This is a genomic window from Amycolatopsis viridis, from assembly GCF_011758765.1.
Classification (GTDB): Bacteria; Actinomycetota; Actinomycetes; order Mycobacteriales; family Pseudonocardiaceae; genus Amycolatopsis_E; species Amycolatopsis_E viridis.
This window is the reverse complement of record NZ_JAANOU010000001.1, coordinates 926943-945750: the sequence shown is the minus strand read 5'-3', so window position 1 is coordinate 945750 and position 18808 is coordinate 926943. Positions and strand designations below refer to the sequence as shown.

General features: G+C 71.7%; 19 protein-coding genes. 10 read left to right on the top strand and 9 right to left on the bottom strand.

Going from position 1 to position 18808, the window contains the following annotated elements; genetic code table 11:
• Positions 1–187: 187 nt before the first annotated feature.
• Positions 188–730, bottom strand: coding sequence for a TetR/AcrR family transcriptional regulator (locus tag FHX46_RS04780; RefSeq protein WP_167111006.1), 543 nt, complete (start codon positions 728–730; stop codon positions 188–190).
• 84 nt (positions 731–814) lie between these two features.
• Between FHX46_RS04780 and FHX46_RS04775 the strand changes: the two genes are divergently transcribed.
• From FHX46_RS04775 to FHX46_RS04765, 3 genes are all read left to right on the top strand, one after another.
• On the top strand, positions 815–1561 hold the full coding sequence (locus tag FHX46_RS04775; protein WP_167111004.1) for an enoyl-CoA hydratase/isomerase family protein: 747 nt from the start codon (positions 815–817) through the stop codon (positions 1559–1561).
• Between the two features lie 33 nt (positions 1562–1594).
• Positions 1595–2479 (top strand): NmrA/HSCARG family protein, encoded by an 885-nt coding sequence (locus FHX46_RS04770; RefSeq protein ID WP_167111002.1) that lies wholly within the window; start codon positions 1595–1597, stop codon positions 2477–2479.
• A gap of 316 nt (positions 2480–2795) precedes the next feature.
• Entirely contained in the window at positions 2796–3008 is a 213-nt protein-coding gene (locus FHX46_RS04765; RefSeq protein ID WP_167111000.1) for a hypothetical protein, read from the top strand.
• 74 nt (positions 3009–3082) lie between these two features.
• Here the strand turns inward: FHX46_RS04765 and FHX46_RS04760 are convergent, their stop codons facing one another.
• Entirely contained in the window at positions 3083–3658 is a 576-nt protein-coding gene (locus FHX46_RS04760; protein WP_167110999.1) for a CGNR zinc finger domain-containing protein, read from the bottom strand.
• A gap of 84 nt (positions 3659–3742) precedes the next feature.
• Here FHX46_RS04760 and FHX46_RS04755 point away from each other — a divergent pair, with 84 nt between their 5' ends.
• Together FHX46_RS04755 and FHX46_RS04750 are read left to right on the top strand one after the other, a co-directional pair.
• Positions 3743–4636 (top strand): alpha/beta fold hydrolase, encoded by an 894-nt coding sequence (locus FHX46_RS04755; protein ID WP_167110997.1) that lies wholly within the window; start codon positions 3743–3745, stop codon positions 4634–4636.
• A 77-nt stretch (positions 4637–4713) separates the two neighbouring features.
• The gene (locus FHX46_RS04750) at positions 4714–5319 is read left to right on the top strand and encodes a TMEM175 family protein (protein WP_167110995.1); all 606 of its coding nucleotides are present in this window, start codon (positions 4714–4716) and stop codon (positions 5317–5319) included.
• 338 nt (positions 5320–5657) lie between these two features.
• Here the strand turns inward: FHX46_RS04750 and FHX46_RS04745 are convergent, their stop codons facing one another.
• Both FHX46_RS04745 and FHX46_RS04740 read right to left on the bottom strand, forming a co-directional pair.
• Positions 5658–6122, bottom strand: a complete 465-nt coding sequence (locus FHX46_RS04745; RefSeq protein ID WP_167110993.1) for a hypothetical protein — start codon at positions 6120–6122, stop codon at positions 5658–5660.
• A 130-nt stretch (positions 6123–6252) separates the two neighbouring features.
• Positions 6253–7338 (bottom strand): calcium:proton antiporter, encoded by a 1086-nt coding sequence (locus FHX46_RS04740; protein WP_167110991.1) that lies wholly within the window; start codon positions 7336–7338, stop codon positions 6253–6255.
• Between the two features lie 275 nt (positions 7339–7613).
• On the opposite strand from FHX46_RS04740, the gene FHX46_RS04735 reads away from it, so the two are divergent.
• The 3 genes from FHX46_RS04735 (at position 7614) to FHX46_RS04725 (ending at position 10583) form a co-directional block, all read left to right on the top strand.
• The gene (locus FHX46_RS04735) at positions 7614–8471 is read left to right on the top strand and encodes a hypothetical protein (RefSeq protein ID WP_167110989.1); all 858 of its coding nucleotides are present in this window, start codon (positions 7614–7616) and stop codon (positions 8469–8471) included.
• Positions 8472–8513: 42 nt separating this feature from the next.
• The gene (locus FHX46_RS04730) at positions 8514–10145 is read left to right on the top strand and encodes a class I adenylate-forming enzyme family protein (RefSeq protein WP_167110987.1); all 1632 of its coding nucleotides are present in this window, start codon (positions 8514–8516) and stop codon (positions 10143–10145) included.
• 84 nt (positions 10146–10229) lie between these two features.
• Positions 10230–10583: a hypothetical protein gene (locus FHX46_RS04725; RefSeq protein WP_167110985.1), complete on the top strand. Its 354-nt coding sequence runs from the start codon at positions 10230–10232 to the stop codon at positions 10581–10583.
• Between the two features lie 28 nt (positions 10584–10611).
• Here the strand turns inward: FHX46_RS04725 and FHX46_RS04720 are convergent, their stop codons facing one another.
• The gene (locus FHX46_RS04720; protein WP_167110983.1) at positions 10612–11475 is read right to left on the bottom strand and encodes an alpha/beta fold hydrolase; all 864 of its coding nucleotides are present in this window, start codon (positions 11473–11475) and stop codon (positions 10612–10614) included.
• Positions 11476–11568: 93 nt separating this feature from the next.
• Between FHX46_RS04720 and FHX46_RS04715 the strand changes: the two genes are divergently transcribed.
• Positions 11569–11961, top strand: a complete 393-nt coding sequence (locus FHX46_RS04715) for a DUF6401 family natural product biosynthesis protein (RefSeq protein WP_208400004.1) — start codon at positions 11569–11571, stop codon at positions 11959–11961.
• A 53-nt stretch (positions 11962–12014) separates the two neighbouring features.
• On the opposite strand, the gene FHX46_RS04710 is transcribed toward FHX46_RS04715, so the two are convergent.
• From FHX46_RS04710 to FHX46_RS04700, 3 genes are all read right to left on the bottom strand, one after another.
• Complete coding sequence (locus FHX46_RS04710) at positions 12015–12848, bottom strand: mechanosensitive ion channel family protein (protein WP_167110981.1); 834 nt, start codon at positions 12846–12848, stop codon at positions 12015–12017.
• Between the two features lie 133 nt (positions 12849–12981).
• Positions 12982–13725, bottom strand: a complete 744-nt coding sequence (locus FHX46_RS04705) for an SDR family NAD(P)-dependent oxidoreductase (protein ID WP_167110979.1) — start codon at positions 13723–13725, stop codon at positions 12982–12984.
• Positions 13722–14684: an NAD(P)-dependent oxidoreductase gene (locus tag FHX46_RS04700; protein ID WP_449224101.1), complete on the bottom strand. Its 963-nt coding sequence runs from the start codon at positions 14682–14684 to the stop codon at positions 13722–13724. The genes FHX46_RS04705 and FHX46_RS04700 overlap by 4 nt, the downstream gene beginning before the upstream one ends.
• Between FHX46_RS04700 and FHX46_RS04695 the strand changes: the two genes are divergently transcribed.
• The gene (locus tag FHX46_RS04695; RefSeq protein ID WP_167110975.1) at positions 14678–17776 is read left to right on the top strand and encodes a BTAD domain-containing putative transcriptional regulator; all 3099 of its coding nucleotides are present in this window, start codon (positions 14678–14680) and stop codon (positions 17774–17776) included. The genes FHX46_RS04700 and FHX46_RS04695 overlap by 7 nt on opposite strands.
• An 82-nt stretch (positions 17777–17858) precedes the next feature.
• Here the strand turns inward: FHX46_RS04695 and FHX46_RS04690 are convergent, their stop codons facing one another.
• The gene (locus FHX46_RS04690; protein WP_167110973.1) at positions 17859–18794 is read right to left on the bottom strand and encodes a ribonuclease Z; all 936 of its coding nucleotides are present in this window, start codon (positions 18792–18794) and stop codon (positions 17859–17861) included.
• Positions 18795–18808: the final 14 nt, after the last annotated feature.

Here is an 18808-nt window from a genome sequence, read left to right as displayed (position 1 = left end):
CACTTGTTCAAGGCGGCCCTTCCGCGGCCGCTGGCCTCAGCGCCTTTGCCCGCAGCCCAGCGGAGGCATGCGGTGGCGGCCGGTTGGAGGCGGTGCTGCGCACCGGCTGCGAGATTCTCGCCCCCGTCCGCCTTGCCGCTAACCCGGCCGGACTCGCCCGCTCCTCAAACGGTCTGGCTCCCGTCGCTCACGGACGCGGAGCCAGCCCGTCGAAGATCAGGTCGAGCAGGGCGGCCGCCTGCCTCGCCGCGTCCGGCTCCGTCTCGGTGACCAGCGCGATGGCGTTCACCAGCTTGAACAGCTGCTCGACCCCTACGCCCGTCCGGACGTCGCCCCCTTCCTGCGCCCGCGCCAGCAGTGCTCGCGCGGCCCCGAACACCTCCGCGCGGCACGACGAGCCGTCCTCGTCGAGCGCTGCCAGCAGCGATGCGGCCAGCCCGCGCTCCGTGCTGCCCTGCGCGATCACTGCGCCCAGCCACTCTTTCAGCGCCGCGCCCGGCGACGGCGCGGACATCAGGTCTCCGGCCCGCCGGCACAGGGCGTCGATGTGGTCGCGGAAGACCGCCTCCAGCAGCGCCTGCCGGGTGGGGAAGTGCCGGTAGAGCGTGGCGTTGCCGACTCCCGCCCGCTGTGCGATGTCGTCCAGCGGCGCATCGGCCCCCAGCTCGCCGAAGGCGGCCCGGGCACAGGCCACCAGCCGGTCGTAGTTGCGCCGGGCGTCGGCCCGCATCGTCGCCTCCAGAGTTGCATAAACGGGGACTATCCCCGTATCGTACCCGACAGAACCGGGGAGAGTCCCCGTTTAGGAGGCACCATGAGCTCCCAGCGACCGGAGTACGCCGACCGGTACGCAGAGCACTTCGTGATGGAGCGCCGCGACGGAGTGCTCCTCCTGCGCGTGCACACCGGCGGCGGCCCGGCCGTCATGTCACTCGCCCTGCACCACGCCTGGGGTGAAGTGCTGCGGGAAGCAGGCGGTGACCCGGACAACGAGGTGCTGATCCTCACCGGCAGCGGCGACGCGTGGACAGGCGGGCTCGACCCCGCCCTGCGCGACCGGCCGCCGGCACTGCGGGGCGAGGACCGCTACGACCTCTACCGCGACGGCATCGCGCTGCTCCGTAGCCTCGTCTTCGCCGTGGACGTGCCCACGATCGGCGCGCTCAACGGGCCTGGCTACCACCAGGAGCTGGCCCTTGCCTGCGACCTGACGCTGTGCACCCCCGGCACTGTCTTCGACGACACCCACTTCCGCTCCGGCGCCGTGCCCGGCGATGGCCAGCACCTGGTCTACCAGGAGCTGCTCGGCCTCAAGCGGACCGCGCGGGTGCTCTACACCGGCGCCGCCGTCGGCGCCGCCGAGGCGCTGGAGCTGGGCTTGGTCAACGAGATCGTGCCGGACGAGCGGCTGCTGCCGCGCGCCTGGGAGCTGGCCACCGAGATCATGGCCGCGCCCCGCGCTACCCGGCGGCTCACCCACGCCGTGATCCAGCGTCCGTGGCAGCGCCGCCTGGTCGACGACCTGGGTTTCGGCCGTGCCCACCACCTGCTCAATTCCTGACCCCGTTCTCGACACCCGCCACCTGGAGGAAACATGACCACCGTTCTCGTGACCGGCGCCACCGGCGCCCAGGGCAGTGCCACGGCCCGCGGCCTGCTGGCCGCGGGGCAACGGGTCCGCGCCCTCGTCCGCGACCCCGGCACCCCTGCCGCACGGGCGCTTGCCGCCGCCGGTGCCGAGTTGGTCCGCGGCGACATGGGCGACCGCGCCTCGCTCGACGCGGCCACCCGCGGCGTCGACGGCGTCTTCAGCGTCCAGCCCACCCTCGGCTACCCCGGCACGCCGCCCGGCTTCACCCTCGACGACGAGCTCCGTTACGGCCGCAACGTCGCCGACGCCGCCGCGGCGGCCGGTGTCCGCAGCTTCGTGTACGCCTCCGTCGGCTCGGCCGACGGCCCGCACGGCATCACGCGCTGGCAGACCAAGAACACCCTGGAGCGGTACGCCCGCGACCTGGGCCTGCCCTTGACCGCGCTGCGGCCGGTCCGGTTCATGGAGAACCAGGTTCATCCGCAGATGGGCGTGCGCGACGGCGTCCTGGCCGACGTCTTCCTGCCGGACGTGCCGGTCCAGCTCATCGCGGCCACCGACATCGGCCAATTCGCCACGCTAGCCTTCACCCGTCCGGCCGAATACGCCGGCCGGACGATCGAACTGGCCGGCGACGAGCTGACCATGCCGCAGATCGTCCGAGCCATGGAGCGGGCGCTGCGGCAGCCCATCACCTACCGGCACATCCCGCGCGAGGCGCTGGTCGGCCGCGACGCCGACGCCGTGGCCGGCTACGACTTCGCCAACCACGGCGGCGGCTGGCACGCCGACATCGACGCGCTGCGCAAGGAGCATCCGGGCCTGATGGACTTCGCCACCTGGCTCGAGCGCGAGGGCGCCGCTGCCTTCACGGCGGCCCGCGTCTGACGGCGCAGGTCGCACAACCGCCATTGCTGCCGTCCGTCAGCCGGTGCCGCTGGCGGGGCTGGCCGAAGCAGTTACTAATCAACACCGAGATCGCCCCACAAGCTGACGTGCGGCGGCCGTCCCCTCGGAAGCACTCCCGAGGGGACGGCCCCGGCGGTCACGCGGCGGGCACCCGTCCCGTCGGATGTCCGGCCACGACGGACGACAGAGGGACACATGCCCGCCTGCAGAGGCCGCGGCCACGTGATGCGGCGCGATGCCGAGAAGGTCCACTGTCACACTTGCGCGGACCGGGCAACAGAACCGACGTGAGGGCGTGACGCGCGTGAGCGACGAGCAGCAGATCGAGACCGGCGCCGACCAGGTGGACACGGAGTGCCCGACCTGCGCGGGGAACGGCACGATCAGCCGGCCGAAGACGGCCATCATGGGCGGCCGGGCGATGACGCTGCTCGCCGAGCAGAAGTGCCCGACGTGCAGCCACCTGCCGCGGCCCGGCTGGCTGCCCGGTCTCCAGCCGCCGGTCTGACCCGACCTGACGCATCCAACGCCCCGTTCCCATGGAGCGAGGGCCTTCGCTGCTCGACGGCAGCGGAGCCTCGATCAGGCAGAGGACGTGTCAGCCGCGTTGTGGCGCCGGTAGTAGCGGGCGACACGGGTCCGGTTGCCGCAGCGGGTGGGCGAGCACCAGCGGCGACGGGGGTGCGCCGGCAGGAACACCATGACGCAGTCGTCGGCCTCGCACTCCTTGAGCCTGCCGATCGCGGGGTCGCTGAACAGCTCGGCAGCGGCGTCGGCCAGCAGTGCGGCGAGGCGGGTGCCGAGGGTGCCGGTGCGGCGGGTGGTGACCGTGACCGCGCCGCCGTCCCAGCCGAGCTCGCGGACGGGTGGTGCCGCCCGCTGGGCCTCGGTGAGTCCGCGCAGCGCGGACCGGGGGGGTTCGGTCCGGTCCAGCAACGCCCGGACGACGGCTTCGGTGTGGGCTCGGACGGCGTGGACGCGCGCGAGATCAGCGCGGGTCGGGGCGGTGTTCTGGACCTCCTCCCCGAGCCGGTCCCGCTCCAGGCTCAGCCAGCCGGCCAACTGCCGCGGCGTGGCGAGCAGGTCCACGCCCATCGGGCGGGTGTTGACCAGGTCCAGGGCCAGGAGCTCGCCGGTCAGCGGGGCGCTGTCAGCCATGTCCTAATGCTACATCGCTTCCTTGACACGTTAGCAACCACGCGGCTATGACTAACGCATCAACAAGTCTTGGAGGCATGTGAAATGACGCTCGCGACACCCCCGCACCTCGCGGTGCCGGCCCGGACCGTTCACCGGTTCGTCGAGGTCGATGACGTGGCGGTCTTCTACCGGGAGTCCCAGCCCGAGCGTCCGGATGCCCCGGTGGTGCTGCTCCTGCACGGCTTCCCCTCCGCCTCGCACCAGTTCCGCCGCCTCATCGACACCCTGGGCCGCCGTGACCGGCTCATCGCCCCTGACTACCCGGGGTTCGGGCACACCCGCACCCCGGGCGGGTTCGGCTACTCCTTCGACCGGCTCGCGGATGTCGTCGAGGGCTTCATCGAACGGCTGGGCCTGACCCGCTTCGCGATGTACCTCTTCGACTTCGGCGCCCCCATCGGGTTCCGGCTGGCGCTGCGTCACCCGGAGCGGGTCGCGGGCCTCATCGTGCAGAACGGCAACGCCTACGTGGAGGGGCTGTCGGAAGCCGCCCGCGAGTTCACCGCCCTCACCCCCGACACCCCCGGCGCCGAGCAGGCCGTCCTCGATCTGTTCACCGTGGACGCCACCCGGGCCCAGTACGAGAGCGGCACCACCGACCCAGAGCTGGTCGCCCCCGAGGGCTGGCTGCTCGACCAGCACTTCCTGGACCTGCCCGGCCGCAAGCGCGCGCAGCGAGCACTGGCCTTCGACTACCAGAGCAACATCGCCGCCTACCCCGGCTGGCAGGCGTGGCTGCGCGAGCACCGGCCGCCGACCCTGATCACCTGGGGCAGCAGGGACCCGTTCTTCCCCGAACCCGGCGCACTTGCCTACCTGTCCGACCTGCCGGATGCCGAACTCCACCTGTTCGACACCGGTCACTTCGCACTGGAGGACCACCTGCCCGAAATCGCCCCCCTGATCGACAGCTTCCTCACCCGCACCTGGGGCTGACCGGCCGGGTCACCCGTCGCCGTGTACGGGCGGGCGGAGATGTTGACACCCGGAACCCCGCGGTTGCTAATGGGACGATGAGCGCCAGGCCGAAAACAGCCGAGCGCCTGGTCTTCTTCTCCGACGCCGTTGTGGCGATCGCGCTGACCCTGCTGGTCCTGCCCCTCGTCGACGCCGTGCCGGAGCTGGTGGACCAGCACCGGCCGGCGTCCGACGTGATCAGTCAGAACCGCTGGGAGATCTTCAGCTTCCTGCTCAGCTTCGTGGTGATCGGCCGGCAGTGGATGAGCCACCACCACCTGTTCGAGCACATCAAGTCGTACAACAAGGCACTCGTGTGGCTGAACTTGGCGTGGTTGCTGAGCGTGGCGGTGCTGCCGTTCCCCACCGAGCTGACCGGCGCCTACGGCAACGAGCGGTTCACGGTGCTGTCCTACATCGGCACGGTTTTCGCCAACACGCTGTGCGTGACGGCGATGACCCTGCTGGTCCGCCGCAATCCCGACCTGGTGTACGACACCGCGGAGATCACCCCGGAGTGGGTGTTCAACTCCGTCGGCGTGGTGATCGCCCTGATCGCCGCGTTCGTGCTGGCGGCGCTGGTGCCTGCGGTGGGGTACTTCTCGCTGTTCCTGCTGTTCGTGCCGCCCTGGGTCGCGCGCGCCCGGTTCCGGTCGCGCTGACCCGTGCACGACGGATCACTCGCGCGAACCGAGCCGCACCGGCGAGCTCAGCCGATGACGTAGAGCCACCACTGCTGGGAGGCGGGGCTACGAGTGCGTGGTACACGCACTCGTAGCCCCGCCCCGCCACCGACGTGGACCCGCGGCTTGCCCACCGCATCGGACTTGGCCTTCGTCGGGTGCTCGGCGTACGGATCCTGCACGGGCGGCCGTGCCCGCGCTCGTGAGCACGATCCCGAGCCACGCCGCGACGACCGCACCCGGAGCAGCCAGATGTTTCACATCAATCCGGGAGATTACGTGATCTGCGAGCTACACCTGGGCAAGCTGCGCCACGTTCAGTGGCAATTGCCCCATTCGGTGTTGGGGCCGGCAATGGCCCAGTAGCCGGCGTCCATTGCGATGCCACCGTGATATTTCACACACCGGTCCCGCGCGAAGGCCTGCACCGCGTTGTAGTACTTGTAGTTCCTGTCGTCATACTTATACCCTCTACCTTGGACCTCGAGCAGGACACTGATTCCGGTCGGCTTACCGACGTAGATACTCTTGAGGGTGACGACGCAGTTGTTCCCGGTGGCCGAGTTGTACATCAGGTAGACGTCGCCCACGTGGCGCTTATCGCGGTCTTTGATGGCGTAGTGGCCGCGGGTCTTAGTCTGGTGCCAGCTGCCACCGAAGTCATGAGCGCACGCACTGGCCGCGGTATAGGGATTGCCCGCGGCGCTCGCGGTACCACCGCCCACGATCATCGCCATAGCGGCGAGCACCGGCACCAACAAGGACAAAACGAGTCTTTTCACACCAGCATCCTGGCCTGCCCGGCGCACCATTCCCCGACCCACATCGCTCCCGGCCGCGGCACCTCACCTTTACCTATCCGGCGGGGTACGGGACGGGTACGGGTGGGCCATCAGTGCCGCGAAAGCGGCGTCAGGGGTTAACGGCCAGGAAGATGAAGCTCGCAAGCAGGGCGAGGTGAACCCCACCCTGCAGCGGTGTGGCACGGCCGGGCACCACGGTCAGCACACCGATCACCACGGTCAGCGCGAGCAGCACCAGGTGGGTGCTGCCGAGCCCGAGCACCAGCGTGCCGGGGAGCCAGATCGAGGCGAGGGCGATCACCGGGATGGTCAGCCCGATGCTGGCCATCGCCGAACCGAGCGCCAGGTTGAGGCTGGTCTGGATCCGGTCGCGGACGGCGGCCCGCACCGCGGCGAGGGTTTCCGGCAGCAGGACGAGCAGTGCGATCACCACACCGACCACCGCGTGCGGCAGGCCAGCGTCGTCGACGCCCTTTTCGATCGCCGGGGACACGACCTTGGCGTCACCGACCACCGCCACGAGCGCGATCAGCAGGAAGACGAGGCTGAACCAGGCCGCGCCCGGGGCGGGCGGGTCGGCGTGCTCGTCGGCGCCCTGCTTGACGGGGAGGAAGTAGTCGCGGTGGCGGTAGGTCTGCATGGCGACGAACAGGCCGTACAACACGAGCGAGGCCACACCGGCGAAGGCCAGCTGCGCGGGCGAGAACTCCGGGCCGGGACGGCTGGTCGTGAAGGTCGGCAGGACCAGGCTCAGCGTCGCCAGCGTCGCGACGGTTGCCAGCGCGGCCCCGGCGCCTTCGGCGTTGAACACCGCGACCCGGTGCCGCAGCGCGCCGACCAGCAGCGACAAGCCGAGGATGCCGTTGCAGGTGATCATCACCGCGGCGAACACGGTGTCCCGCGCCAGGGTGGCACCCTTCGCCCCGCCATCGGCCATCAGGGTGACGATCAACGCGACTTCGATCACCGTGACGGCGACGGCCAGCACGAGCGACCCGAACGGTTCACCGATCCGGTGGGCCACTACCTCCGCGTGGTGCACCGCCGCCAGGACCGCCGCCGCCAGGCACAGCGCGACCACGATGACGAGCAGCAACGGCAACGACCGGTTCCAGCTGAGCAGCAAGGCGACGACAGCCACCAACGGGCCGAGGACGGTCCAGTCGGTCAGCAGAGATCGAATGCGCGCGCCCACGCGCCCACCCTGCCACAACGATCGCGGCGGGGCCGGACTTGCGCGCGCGGCCGGACTGTGGTGCCCTGTCACCCCTGGGTGGATGTTTTCACGCGATCGAGCGACAAGTAACGAGGAAGGTAAGCCCTGTGTCAACGGGTGCCCACAGTCTGGGAACCGGAAGCGGGGTGACGACCGTCGCCGAACTGCTCGCACGTAGTGATCGTCCGGTTCACCGGAGTCACGCCCACACGCGAGTCCCCGCGCCCTCCCCCGTCGAGACGACCATGCCGACCATGGCTGCCGCGATCTCGGTGCTCGACTCGAAATCCCCGCGCCGGCTGGAGCGACCGCCGGTTGCGAGCACCACCGGCATGCGGGTGTTCGGCACCGGCTCGTTCGGCTCCGCCGGAACGGTCGGCGCCACCCTCCGCGGCGCCGACGAGGGCAGCCGCGCGGGACGGACCACCGCGCCGGGCACGATGTCCGGCGAAAAGACCCCAGCCGCGCTCGCGACCACCCCGGTCGCCCCGCCGCCACCACCGGCGCTGCCGGTTCCGGAGCCCGCGACAACCGTCGAAGCGGACGGGACCATCGTGTTCGAGGCGTGCATCCCCCGCCAGGAACCGGGCGAGCCGAGTGAGCCGTTGGTCGTGCCGGTCGCCGAAGCAGCCGATGCACAGCCCGCAAAGGAACGGCGGAACCGCCCGTTGATCCTCGCGACCGCGGGCGCCGGGCTCACCCTCGCCGGGGCGATGCTCGTCGGCGGGTGGATCACCGGCAACGGCGGCACGCCGGAGCCGGTCAGCCTCGCCGGTGGCCACGCCGCGCCACAGGAGCCGGTCGCCCCCAATGGCGGCGGACAGGTGGAGTCCGTGCCACCCCAGGGCCAGTTCAGCGGCATCCTGCCGATCGCCGCGACCAAGCAGGCCGCTCCGCGACCGGCGGCACCGAAGGCGCCCGCGCCGGCGAACACCACGAAGAAGACGGCCGGTCAGCAGGCGCCCAAGCAGGCCCGGCAGCAGCCGAAGCCGCAGTTCACCGTGCCGCGGTACGACATCCCACGCGACTGGAGCGCCTACGAGCGCTACTTCGAACACGGCTACGGGCACGGCGAAGACCATCACGACCGGGGCGGCCGCCGGCACCGCTGACGTGTTGACGCTCCCGGCCGCGGGAGCGGATCATCGCCGGTGATGAGCGTCTACGACGACCGGCCGTGGCTGGCGCAGTACCCGCCGGGGCAGCCGGCGGGGATCACCGTCGAGCACGACAGCGCGCTGGCCATGTTCCGGGCGTCGGTCGCGCGCGATCCCGGCGGTGCGATCCTCCGCTACTTCGGCGGCCGGATCACCCTGCGCGAGCTGGACGACCTCACCGACGCGTTCGCCGCCGGCATCACCGACGCCGGGTTCGCCCCGGGCGAGCGGGTCGCGATCTACGCGCAGAACGTGCCGCAGTTCGTGATCGCCCAGGTCGGCACGTGGAAGGCGGGCGGGATCGCGGTGCCGGTCAACCCGATGAACCGGGAACGCGAACTGGGCCAGGTGCTCACCGACTCCGGCGCGACCGTGCTGGTCACCCTCCAGTCGCTGTGGCACGAGGTGGCCGCGAAGGTCGTGTCCGCGACGGCCGTGCGGACGGTCCTGACGACGTCCGAATCGGAGTACCGGGCGGCTCCCGCCGATCCGGTGGACTGCCCCGGCACCGTCGATCTGGCCGGCATGCTCGCGCGGTTCCGCGGCGTGGCGCCGCCGGAGGTCACGCTCGGGCCGGACGACGTCGCCTTCCTCACCTACACGTCCGGGACGACGGGACCGCCGAAGGGCGCGATGTCGACACACCGCAACGTCGTCTTCAACGCCCAGACCTACCGGGACTGGGTGGGCCTCGGCAACGACGACGTCATCCTCGGGGTCGCGCCGCTGTTCCACATCACCGGGCTGATCGCGCACGTCGCGGTCGCCCTGCTGATCGGCGCACCGCTGGTGCTCATGCACCGGTTCGACGCGGCCGAGACCCTGCGCACGGTCCGCGCCGAGGGTGCCACGTTCACCATCGGGTCGATCACGGTGTTCATCGCGTTGATGAACGTGCCCGGCGCCGACCGGGAGGCGCTGGCGAGCCTGACGAAGATCTACTCCGGCGGAGCGCCGATCCCGCCCAGCACGGTCACGGCGTTCCGGGCGATGTTCGGCACCTACATCCACAACTGCTACGGCCTGACCGAAACGACCTCGCCGTCCCACGCCGTGCCGTTCGGGTCGGTCGCCCCGGTGGACCCGGCGTCGGGAGCGTTGTCGGTCGGGGTGCCGGTGTACGACACGGTGGTCCGCGTGGTCGACGACGACGGTCACGACGTGCCGGCCGGCGAGGTGGGCGAGCTGGTGACGTCGGGGCCGCAGGTGGTGCCCGGGTACTGGGGAAAGCCGGCGGAGACGCAGAAAGCGCTTCCCGGCGGCCGGTTGCACACCGGGGACGTCGGGTACATGGACGCGCAGGGCTGGTTCTACGTCGTGGACCGCAAGAAGGACCAGATCAACGCGGGCGGGTACAAGGTGTGGCCGCGTGAGGTCGAGGACGTGCTGTACGAACACGAGGCCGTGCGGGAAGCGGCTGTGGTCGGCGTGCCGGACGAGTACCGCGGCGAAACGGTGAAGGCGTTCGTCAGCCTGCGGCCGGGCCATTCGGTGGCGGCTGACGAGCTGATCGCGTTCTGCCGGGCCCGGCTGGCGGCCTACAAGTATCCGCGGCAGGTGGAGTTCCTGGCGGAGCTGCCGAAGACGGTGTCCGGGAAGCTGCTGCGCCGCGCACTGCGGAGCGGGTGACGCGCCGGGGAGATCCGCCCCACCCCACCTTGTGATCATCGAACACCTGTTCTAGCGTCGTGCACGGAGGGTGAGGAGTGCGCGATGAACCGGCAGGACGAGGAAGACCGGCTGGAGCGGAAACGGATCGCCGAGCTGGCGGACCAGTGGCGCTCGCTGGCGGGCGCGCTGCCGTTCTGGACCCAGGCGCGCGAGGGCGAGGAGATCGTGCTGCGCAACCAGTTCGGCGACGAGCTGCTGGTGACCTTGCACGGCCGGTGGGCACCGCATTTCGCGCAGTACTTCGGTGCACTACAGAAGACGGCCGGATGTGCACTGGCGGAGCTGCTGTGGACGATCGGCGGCCACGGCGACTCGGTGCAGATCCGGCAGCAGGCGCGCGATCTGCTGCGCGCGATGCTGCTGGAGGAGCCGCGCCCACCCGGCCGATCGCGGTGACGGCGCGTGACTGTCCACACCGGACCAGTCAGGACCAGTGGGTCAGGAAACGCTCGGCGGCCCGGTCCGCGGGCACGCGATGCGGGGTCTCCGGCCACAGCTCGACCGCCGCGTGCCGGAGCACGCGTGCGCGGGCCAGCGCACGCTGCGAATCGTACACCACACTGCGCCCGGCGATGATCACCAGCGCCGGCACCCGCAGATCCCGCAGCTGCCGGCCGGTGAAGGGAACCGGCCGGGGCAGTGCGATCCGGAAGTGCTGCATGCCGGCACTGATCACCCGGCCTTCCACGCACTCGGCCGGGTCGGCGCCATCCGGCCCGGCGATCCAGGCGAGGAACCGCGGCCGGGCCCAGCTGGACACGGAGGGCAGACCGGCCGCCGCGGCCCGCAACAACACGCCGAGCGGCAGTGGCGCGAAGGTCGCGACCGGGTCGACCAGGGTCATCGACGCGATCCGCTCCGGACGGCGGACGGCCAGGTTGCACGCCAGCCAGCCGCCCATCGAGACGCCCAACAGGTGCGCCGCACCGAGGCCGAGTCCGGCGAGCATCTCATCCAGCCAGCGTGCCTGGTCCTCGGCGTCGCGGATCGGGGCGGTCTGCGCGCTGCGGCCGGGCTCGCCGAGAAGGTCCACGGCGTACACCCGATGCCGCCGGACCAGCGACGGAATCGCGGTCCGGTACCCGACTCCGGTGCCGCACCGGCCGGGCAGCAGCACGAGCGGTTGCCCGCCGGCGCCGAACCGGTACACGCGGACAGTCCCGAACGCGGTCGGCACGTCGTGCACCGCGGCCGGTTCCGGCAGGGCACGCAGCCCTTCGTCGTAGACCGCGTCGTAGCGCGCCCGGTCGTTCGCCGAGCGGAAACCGCCGAGCCGATGCCGCCCCACGCGTCCCGAAACTACCCGTGTTCCCTTGCTGACAGCGCGTTTCACCGCACCACCCCGGCACCCTTGATCGAATCCGGCGGCTACCGTGGGGGCATGTTCGGTTTGGCCGCGGTCTGGGCGGAACGGTCGTCCCGCCGGACGTTGAACTCTCTGCACAGCCAGCTCGGAGCCGCGGGGCTCATCGCCGCCGTGGCCACCGCGCCCGGGCTCGCCGCGGTGGTCGACCAGCACTCGGCCGCGGTGCGCGACATCCTGGCCGCAGGCGTCGAGGGATCCACGGCGGTCGCCGGTGTCGTGCTGCTCGCCGGCTACGCCCGTGGCCTGCTCGACCACGCCCGCGAAGCCGGATGGCGGCTCGCCGTGCCGCACGGTCCGGAGACCGGCCCGATGGACTGGCTCACGTTCCGCCTGCTCGCGGTCTGCTCGCTGGCCAGCTCGATGGACGATCCGGGCTACCGCAAGGGTTTCGAGCTGGAACTCCGCTGACGCGAAGACGGCCGGTCCGTGACCGGACCGGCCGTCCCGCGCTGCTTCCCCGGTTACCGGAAGCTCTCCGGCGGCCGCGCGGTCGCGCCGCTGTCCGACCCCACCGAACCGGTGGGCCGGCTCATCTCCTCCGTCGGCGCCTCCGCGGTGGTCGCGCGGGTGGCATCCTCCCGACCGCGCTGGTAGGCATCGGCGTGCGCCCTCGCCGCGGGAATCTGCTCCTCGGCGCGGCCCAGCCAGCGTTCCCAGCGCTGCTGCATCGGCTTCACCAGGCCACCGCCCATGCCGACGATGACGACACCGGCGACCATCGCGAGCACGGTGACCAGCACCGGTGTGGTCACCGTGGTGGCGACACCGATCTGGTTCAGCGCGGCGATGATCCCCAGCGCCCAGATGAAGACCGCGGCGATCGTCCCCAGCGTCTTGCCGTAGGACAGGCCGCTCAGGGCACCGCTGATCAGGTCCTTCACCGCGCGGGCGATCGCACCGGCGATGACCACGATGATGATGGCGACCGCGGCCTTCGGCAGCCACGCGACGATGCCCGCGAGGAGCCCGCTCACCGGGTTCGGGCCCCACACGCCGAAGGCGAACTGCAAGGTGATCAGCAGGATCGCGTAGTACACCAGCTTGGCGATGATGTCCGACGCGTCGTACTTGCTCTTCGCGAGCATCTGCTTGATACCACCACGCTCGACCACCCGGTCGAACCCCACCCGCTCGAGCACCTTATTCACGATCTTGCTCAGCGCCTTGGCGATGAACCAACCGATCGCCAGAATCACCAGGAACGCGACGAACTTCGGCACGAAGGTCGCGACCGCGCTCCAGGCGTTGGACACACCCTGGCCGAAGTCGACGGCCGCCAGGTTGGACGTTGCCACTGGCCTCTCTCCTTCCGTTGCACGAGCAACCCGCGCCCCGTTTCTGAAGCGCTTTCGAGGAAGTGGCTACCCACGCCCGCCTGGACCACACCTGCCGGACCAGCGACTATCCCCCACCCGTGTGATGTGCGTCCTATCCCAGACGGCGGCTCAAACCACCGTCGACCGGCAGTTTCACCGCTGTCGAGAAGGTCGCGCCGAAGGCGAGGAACAGCGCCGCGTCGGCGACCTCGCCGGGGTGCGCGTGACGCCTCATCGGCGTCCGCTCGTCGCCGATCTCCCGGAACGCCGCGCGGTCGGCGTCGGTCGCCTCGGTGACGCCCATGGTCGGTGTGTCGGTGAATCCCGGCGCGACCGCGTTCACCCGGATCCCGCGCGGGAGCAACTCGGCGGCGAGCACCTGCGCGAACGACCACACCGCCGCCTTCGACCCGGCGTAGGCGGCCATGCCGCGGGAGCCGCCTTCGTCCGCGACCGAGCTGGTGAACACCATCGCGCCACCCTCGGCGACCAGCGGGGCCAGCCGCTGCGCGGTGAAGAACGCACCCTTGGCGTTGACGGCGAAGGTGCGGTCGTAGACGTCCTCCGTGGTTTCCTCGACGGTCCGCACGTAGGCCACGCCCGCGTTCACGAACACGGCGTCCACCTGGCCGAACTCCGCCGCCACCCGGTCACCGAGCGCGGCGATCTGCGTCAGGTCGGAGGTGTCGGACCGGACGACACGGGCGGCCAGCTCCGCGCGGGCGGCCTCGATGTTGCGTTCGTTGTAGCCGGTGAGCAGCACCTCCGCGCCACCGTCGAGCAACGCTTCGACGATCGCCCGTCCGATGCCGTGGGTGCCACCGACGACGACGGCCTTCTTGCCTTGGTAGTTCACTTGTTCTCCTCAGGGGTGCGGATCAGTTCGACGATGCCGGTGAAGTCCTCGGCACCGTGGCCGCCGGCGACGCGCTCGGTCATCAGCGCGTGCAGGGGCATCAGCAGGTCGGGGCGCAGGCCCTGTTCCCTGCTGACGTGGATGAGGTTCGGGAAGGCCGCGGCCTGCATCGCCAGGTTCGAGACCACCCCGGTGGCGTAGTCGCCGGTGTCGATCTCCTCGGCGAAGCGCGGCAGATTCGTCGCCATCGCGGCGAGCCACTGCTGGAGCATCGGCACGAAGTCACGTGCGGCCACGCCCCCCGAACCGGCCAGGGCGAACGCCTGCAACGCCCCGCCGAACAGGCCGTACATGCCGGTCAGCAGGGCCAGGTCGGACAGCGCGGCCAGCCCGGGCTCGGTGCCCAGGAACTGCGGCGTACCCAGGACGGCGAGCGTGTCGCGGTACCGGTCGAACGCGGGCTGCGAGCCGGAGTACAGCAGCAGCGCCTGGTCGGTGCCGATGCCCGGCGGGACGGCCATGATGCCGCCGTCGACGTACTCGGCACCCCGGCAGGCGAACGATTCCGCGAGTTCACGAGCCTGCCGCGGGGTGCCGTTGGTCAGGTTCACCACGGTCCGGCCGGCCACGTCGGTGCCGGCGAGTACGTCGGTGACGACCGCGTTGTCGAGCAGGCACACGACGACCAGCGGGGCCGCGGCGACGGCTTGCTCGACCGTGGCGGCTTCGTGTGCACCGCCCTCGACCAGGGATTTCGCCTTCCCCGTGGTGCGGTTCCAGACCGTGGTGCGGTGACCGGCGCCGAGGAAGGCGGCGGCGAGCGCCTGCCCCATCGCGCCGAGACCGAGCACGGCCACGTTGGTACCGGGTGTTTCCATGCCGTCCACCCTGGAGCGCACCGCTTTCGGTTCGGTTCCGGTTTTCTGTCGGTGGTCGTCGTTACCCTGGTGAGGTGCGATTCGGGGTGCTCGGCCCGCTGACGGTGTGGGGAGCGGACGGGCTGCCCGTTCGCGTGCCCGAGCGGAAGATCCGCGCGCTGCTCGCGGATCTGATCGGGCGACGGGGACGGCCGGTGGCGGCGAGCCGGCTGATCGACGACGTATGGGGTAGTGAGCTGCCGGTGAACCCGGCGGCGGCGTTGCAGACGAAGGTGTCGCAACTGCGGCGGGTGCTGGAGCAGGCCGAGCCCGGCGGCCGGGGTCTGGTGGTGTCGCGGCCACCGGGCTACCTGCTGCGCGCCGAGCCGGAGGCGGTGGACGCGGACCGCTTCACGGTGCTGGTCGAGCAGGCGCGGGCGGCCGGTGACGCCCGCGCGAAATCGGCGTTGTTCGCCGAGGCGCTGGGGTTGTGGCGGGGCCCGGCGTACGCGGACTTCGCCGACGAGGAGTTCGCGCGGCCGTTCGCCCAGCAGCTGGAGGAGCAGCGGCTGGCCGCGCTGGAGGAGTACGCCGAGGTCCGGCTCGACCTCGGCGAGCACGCCGGACTCGCCGACGAGCTGGGCGAGCTGGTGCACCGGCACCCGCTCCGCGAACGGCTGCGGGCGGTCCACCTGCGTGCCCTGTACGCGGCGGGGCGCCCGGCGGAGGCGCTCGCGGGGTTCGCCGATCTGCGAGCGCGGCTGGCGGACGAGCTGGGTCAGGACCCGAGCCCGGAGCTGGCGGCGCTGCACCGGGCGATCCTGACCCAGGATCCGGCGCTGGACCCGTGGCCGGCCGGCAACCTGCCCGCGCCGGTGGGCGAGTTGCTCGGCCGCGAGGTGCACCAGGCCGAGGTGGGCGACCTGCTCGCCGCGCACCGCCTGGTCACCCTCACCGGGCCGGGCGGGGTGGGCAAGACCCGGCTGGCGCTGGCCGTCGCCGCCCGGGCCGGCGGCGGCGCGCCCGACGGGGTGTGGCTCGCCGAGCTCGCCGGGCACCAGGGCCCGCCGGCCACCCTCGTGGCCACGGTGCTCGACGTGCGCGACGACACGAAGCTGGCGGAGGCGCTGCGCGCGAAGCGTCTCCTGCTGGTGCTGGACAACTGCGAGCACCGGGCGGACGAGGTCGCCGCACTCGTCCGCACGCTGCTCGGCGCGGCGCCGGGTCTGCGGATCCTCGCCACCAGCCGGGAGCCGCTCGGCCTGGCCGGTGAGGTCCTGTACGCGGTGCCGCCGCTCGATCCGGCGAGTGCCGCCGAGTTGTTCGCCGTCCGGGCCGGAACAGCCCGGACGGCGGACAACGCGGCGGCGGTGGCGGAGATCTGCCGCAGGCTCGACGGGTTGCCGCTGGCCCTGGAGCTGGCGGCCACCCGGGCGCGGGCGCTGGGTGTCCACGAGCTGCGGAAACGACTGGACGACCGATTCCGGTTGCTGGCGCACGGCCACCGCGGTGCGCCGGCCCGGCAACAGACCTTGCGGGCGGTGATCGACTGGAGCTGGGAACTCCTCACGGACGACGAACGGCGGGCGCTGCGGCGCCTCGCCGTGCAGGCCGACAGCTGCGGCCTGGCCGTGGCTGAGGCGGTGTGCGGCGGTGCCGACGTGCTCGCACGGCTGGTCGGCAAGTCGCTGGTCGCGATGATCGAGACACCATCCGGCCCGCGGTACCGGCTGCTCGAATCCGTCGCCGCGTACGGGCTGGAGCGGCTCGCCGAGGCCGGCGAGACCGGGACCGAACGACAGCGGCACCTCGACCACTACCTGGCGCTGGCCGAGGAGGCCGAGCCCGGGCTGCGCGGTGCTGATCAGCGGGGCTGGCTCGACGCGCTCGACGCGGATGCGGCGAACCTGCGGGCGGCGCTGGAGCACGCCGTGCGGCACGGGCAGGCCGAGCACGCTCTGCGGCTGGTGAACGCGCTGAGCTGGTACTGGTTCCTCCGCGGACGGCTGCGGGAGGGGCACCGGTCGATCACGGCCGCCCTCGCGGTCGACGGTCCGGCGCCGACGCTGCTGTGGGCGCGCGCGCAGGCGTGGCAGGCGGGGTTCGCGGCGCAGCTCGGAGACGAACCGGGGTTGTCCGAGCAAGCCGACAAGGTCCTGGCGTGGTACGACGACCTGGACGATCCGCCCGGTCAGGCGCGGGCGCGCTGGTTCCTGACGATGAGCCTGATCGGCTCCGGCGACCTGCCGACCGCTGCCGAGCGCATCAACCGCGCACTGGCGGGGTTCCGCGCGCTGGGAGACCGGTGGGGTGTCGCCGCGGCCTTGTGCACGCGTGCCGCACAGGCACGGCCGCGGGGTGACCTCGCGGCGGCGCGGCGGGACGCGGAGGCGAGCGCGGCCCTGTTCACCGACCTCGGGGACCGGTGGGGTGTGGTGAAGACGCGCGAGGTGCTGAGCTCGCTGGCGGAAATCGCCGGTGATTACCCGCGCGCCGCCGAACTGCACCGCGAGGGTCTGCGCAACGCCGAGGAGCTGGGCATGTGGACGGAGGCGTCGTACCAGCTGTCCGGTCTCGGCCGGATCGCGTTGCTGCAGGGCGATTTCGCGGCCGCGGACGATTTCCACGAGCGGGCACGCCGGCTGGCCGCACGGCATTCCCACAAGCGCGGCGAGCAGTTCGCCGAGGTGGGGCTGGGCCTGAGCGCGCGACGGCAGGGCAAGCTCGACGAGGCGGACGCGCACCTGCGCCGGTGGCTCGACTGGTGCCGCCGGATGGACGGTGAACCCGGGGTGGCTCTGATCCTCGCGGAGCTGGGGTTCACCGCCGAGCAGCGGGGTGACGTCCGGGCGGCGCTGGCCCTGCACGCGGAAGGCCTGACGGCGGCCCGCAACACCGGCGACCCCCGCGCGATCGCGCTGGCGCTGGAAGGTTCTGCGGGCGCCTGGGGTCTCGCCGGCCGGGCCGGCCACGCCGCCCGGCTCCTGGGCGCAGCCACTGCTCTCCGCGAAGCCACCGGTGCGCCGTTACCCGCCGCCGAACGGCACGACGTCGACCGCATCGCGGCCCGGCTCACCACCACCCTCGGCCGCCACCAGTTCGAGGTCCACTTCGCCGACGGCAGAGCGCTGGACCCGGTGCAGGCCGCGACCATCCCCACGGAGCCACCATCCACAGTGGATAGTGCTGGTTGACGGCCGGGCGGACCGGTAGCCCCGGCCGCTTGCGGTGGGCGGCGCTACCCCGCACCGCCACGCACACCACTGTCGGCACTCCCTAGCCGGCCGCCGACCGGGTCGTCCGTCGTGCCGGGACCGCTACCCGCCCCAGGTCCTCGGCCACCACGATCTCGCCACCGAAGGTCTCCGCCGACTCGACGCGGAACTGCTCCGGGTCGGCGTAGCGCTGCGAAAAGTGCGTCAGCACCAGCTTCCGCACCCCGCACTCGGCCGCCACCCGCCCGGCTTGTGCCGCCGTCAGGTGGCCGTATTCGGTGGCCAGCGCGGCGTCCGCGGAGCGGAACGTCGCCTCGATCACCAGCAGATCGGCCCCATCGGCCAGCTCGAACACCCCGTCGCACAGCCGGGTGTCCATGACGAACGCGAACCGCTGGCCCCGGCGCGGCTCGCTCACCTCGGCCAGCTCGACCCGGCGCCCGTCGAGCTCGACGAAGCCCTCGCGTTGCATGCGCCCGACCGCCGGACCCGACACGCCGAGCGCCGCCAGCCGCTCCGGCAGCATCCGCCGGTTGTCCGGCTCGACCAGCTGGTACCCGAACGACTCCACCGGATGCGACAGCCGCCGGGCCACCAGCTCACCGAACGCTCCGCGCGCGATCACCCCCGGCTCCGAAACCGGCGCCTCGACCAGCTCCGCCGTCTCGTGGAACACACTCGCCCGCCGCAACCGCCCGAAGTACTCCGCGCCGGACGCCGGAAAATGCGCGGTCACGGGATGCCGGACCCCGTCCAGCGACAGCCGCTGCACCACGCCCGGCACTCCCAGGCAGTGGTCGCCGTGGAAGTGGGTCAGGCAGATCCGCGTGATCGAACTCGCCGCCACTCCGGCGAACAGCATCTGCCGCTGCGTGCCCTCCCCCGGATCGAACAGCAACCCCTCGCCGTCCCACCGCAGCAGGTACCCGTTGTGGTTCCGCGTCCGGGTCGGCACCTGGCTCCCGGTCCCCAGCACCACCAGCTCGCGCACAGACACCCCCCGACCCTAAG

What these genes read in the sequence shown, in the direction of transcription:
- FHX46_RS04780 (WP_167111006.1), bottom strand. Translation starts at nt 730, where the DNA reads ATGCGGGCCGACGCCCGGCGCAACTACGACCGGCTGGTGGCCTGTGCC.
- FHX46_RS04775 (WP_167111004.1), top strand. Translation starts at nt 815, where the DNA reads ATGAGCTCCCAGCGACCGGAGTACGCCGACCGGTACGCAGAGCACTTC.
- FHX46_RS04770 (WP_167111002.1), top strand. Translation starts at nt 1,595, where the DNA reads ATGACCACCGTTCTCGTGACCGGCGCCACCGGCGCCCAGGGCAGTGCC.
- FHX46_RS04760 (WP_167110999.1), bottom strand. Translation starts at nt 3,658, where the DNA reads ATGGCTGACAGCGCCCCGCTGACCGGCGAGCTCCTGGCCCTGGACCTG.
- FHX46_RS04755 (WP_167110997.1), top strand. Translation starts at nt 3,743, where the DNA reads ATGACGCTCGCGACACCCCCGCACCTCGCGGTGCCGGCCCGGACCGTT.
- FHX46_RS04750 (WP_167110995.1), top strand. Translation starts at nt 4,714, where the DNA reads ATGAGCGCCAGGCCGAAAACAGCCGAGCGCCTGGTCTTCTTCTCCGAC.
- FHX46_RS04735 (WP_167110989.1), top strand. Translation starts at nt 7,614, where the DNA reads ATGGCTGCCGCGATCTCGGTGCTCGACTCGAAATCCCCGCGCCGGCTG.
- FHX46_RS04730 (WP_167110987.1), top strand. Translation starts at nt 8,514, where the DNA reads ATGAGCGTCTACGACGACCGGCCGTGGCTGGCGCAGTACCCGCCGGGG.
- FHX46_RS04725 (WP_167110985.1), top strand. Translation starts at nt 10,230, where the DNA reads ATGAACCGGCAGGACGAGGAAGACCGGCTGGAGCGGAAACGGATCGCC.
- FHX46_RS04715 (WP_208400004.1), top strand. Translation starts at nt 11,569, where the DNA reads ATGTTCGGTTTGGCCGCGGTCTGGGCGGAACGGTCGTCCCGCCGGACG.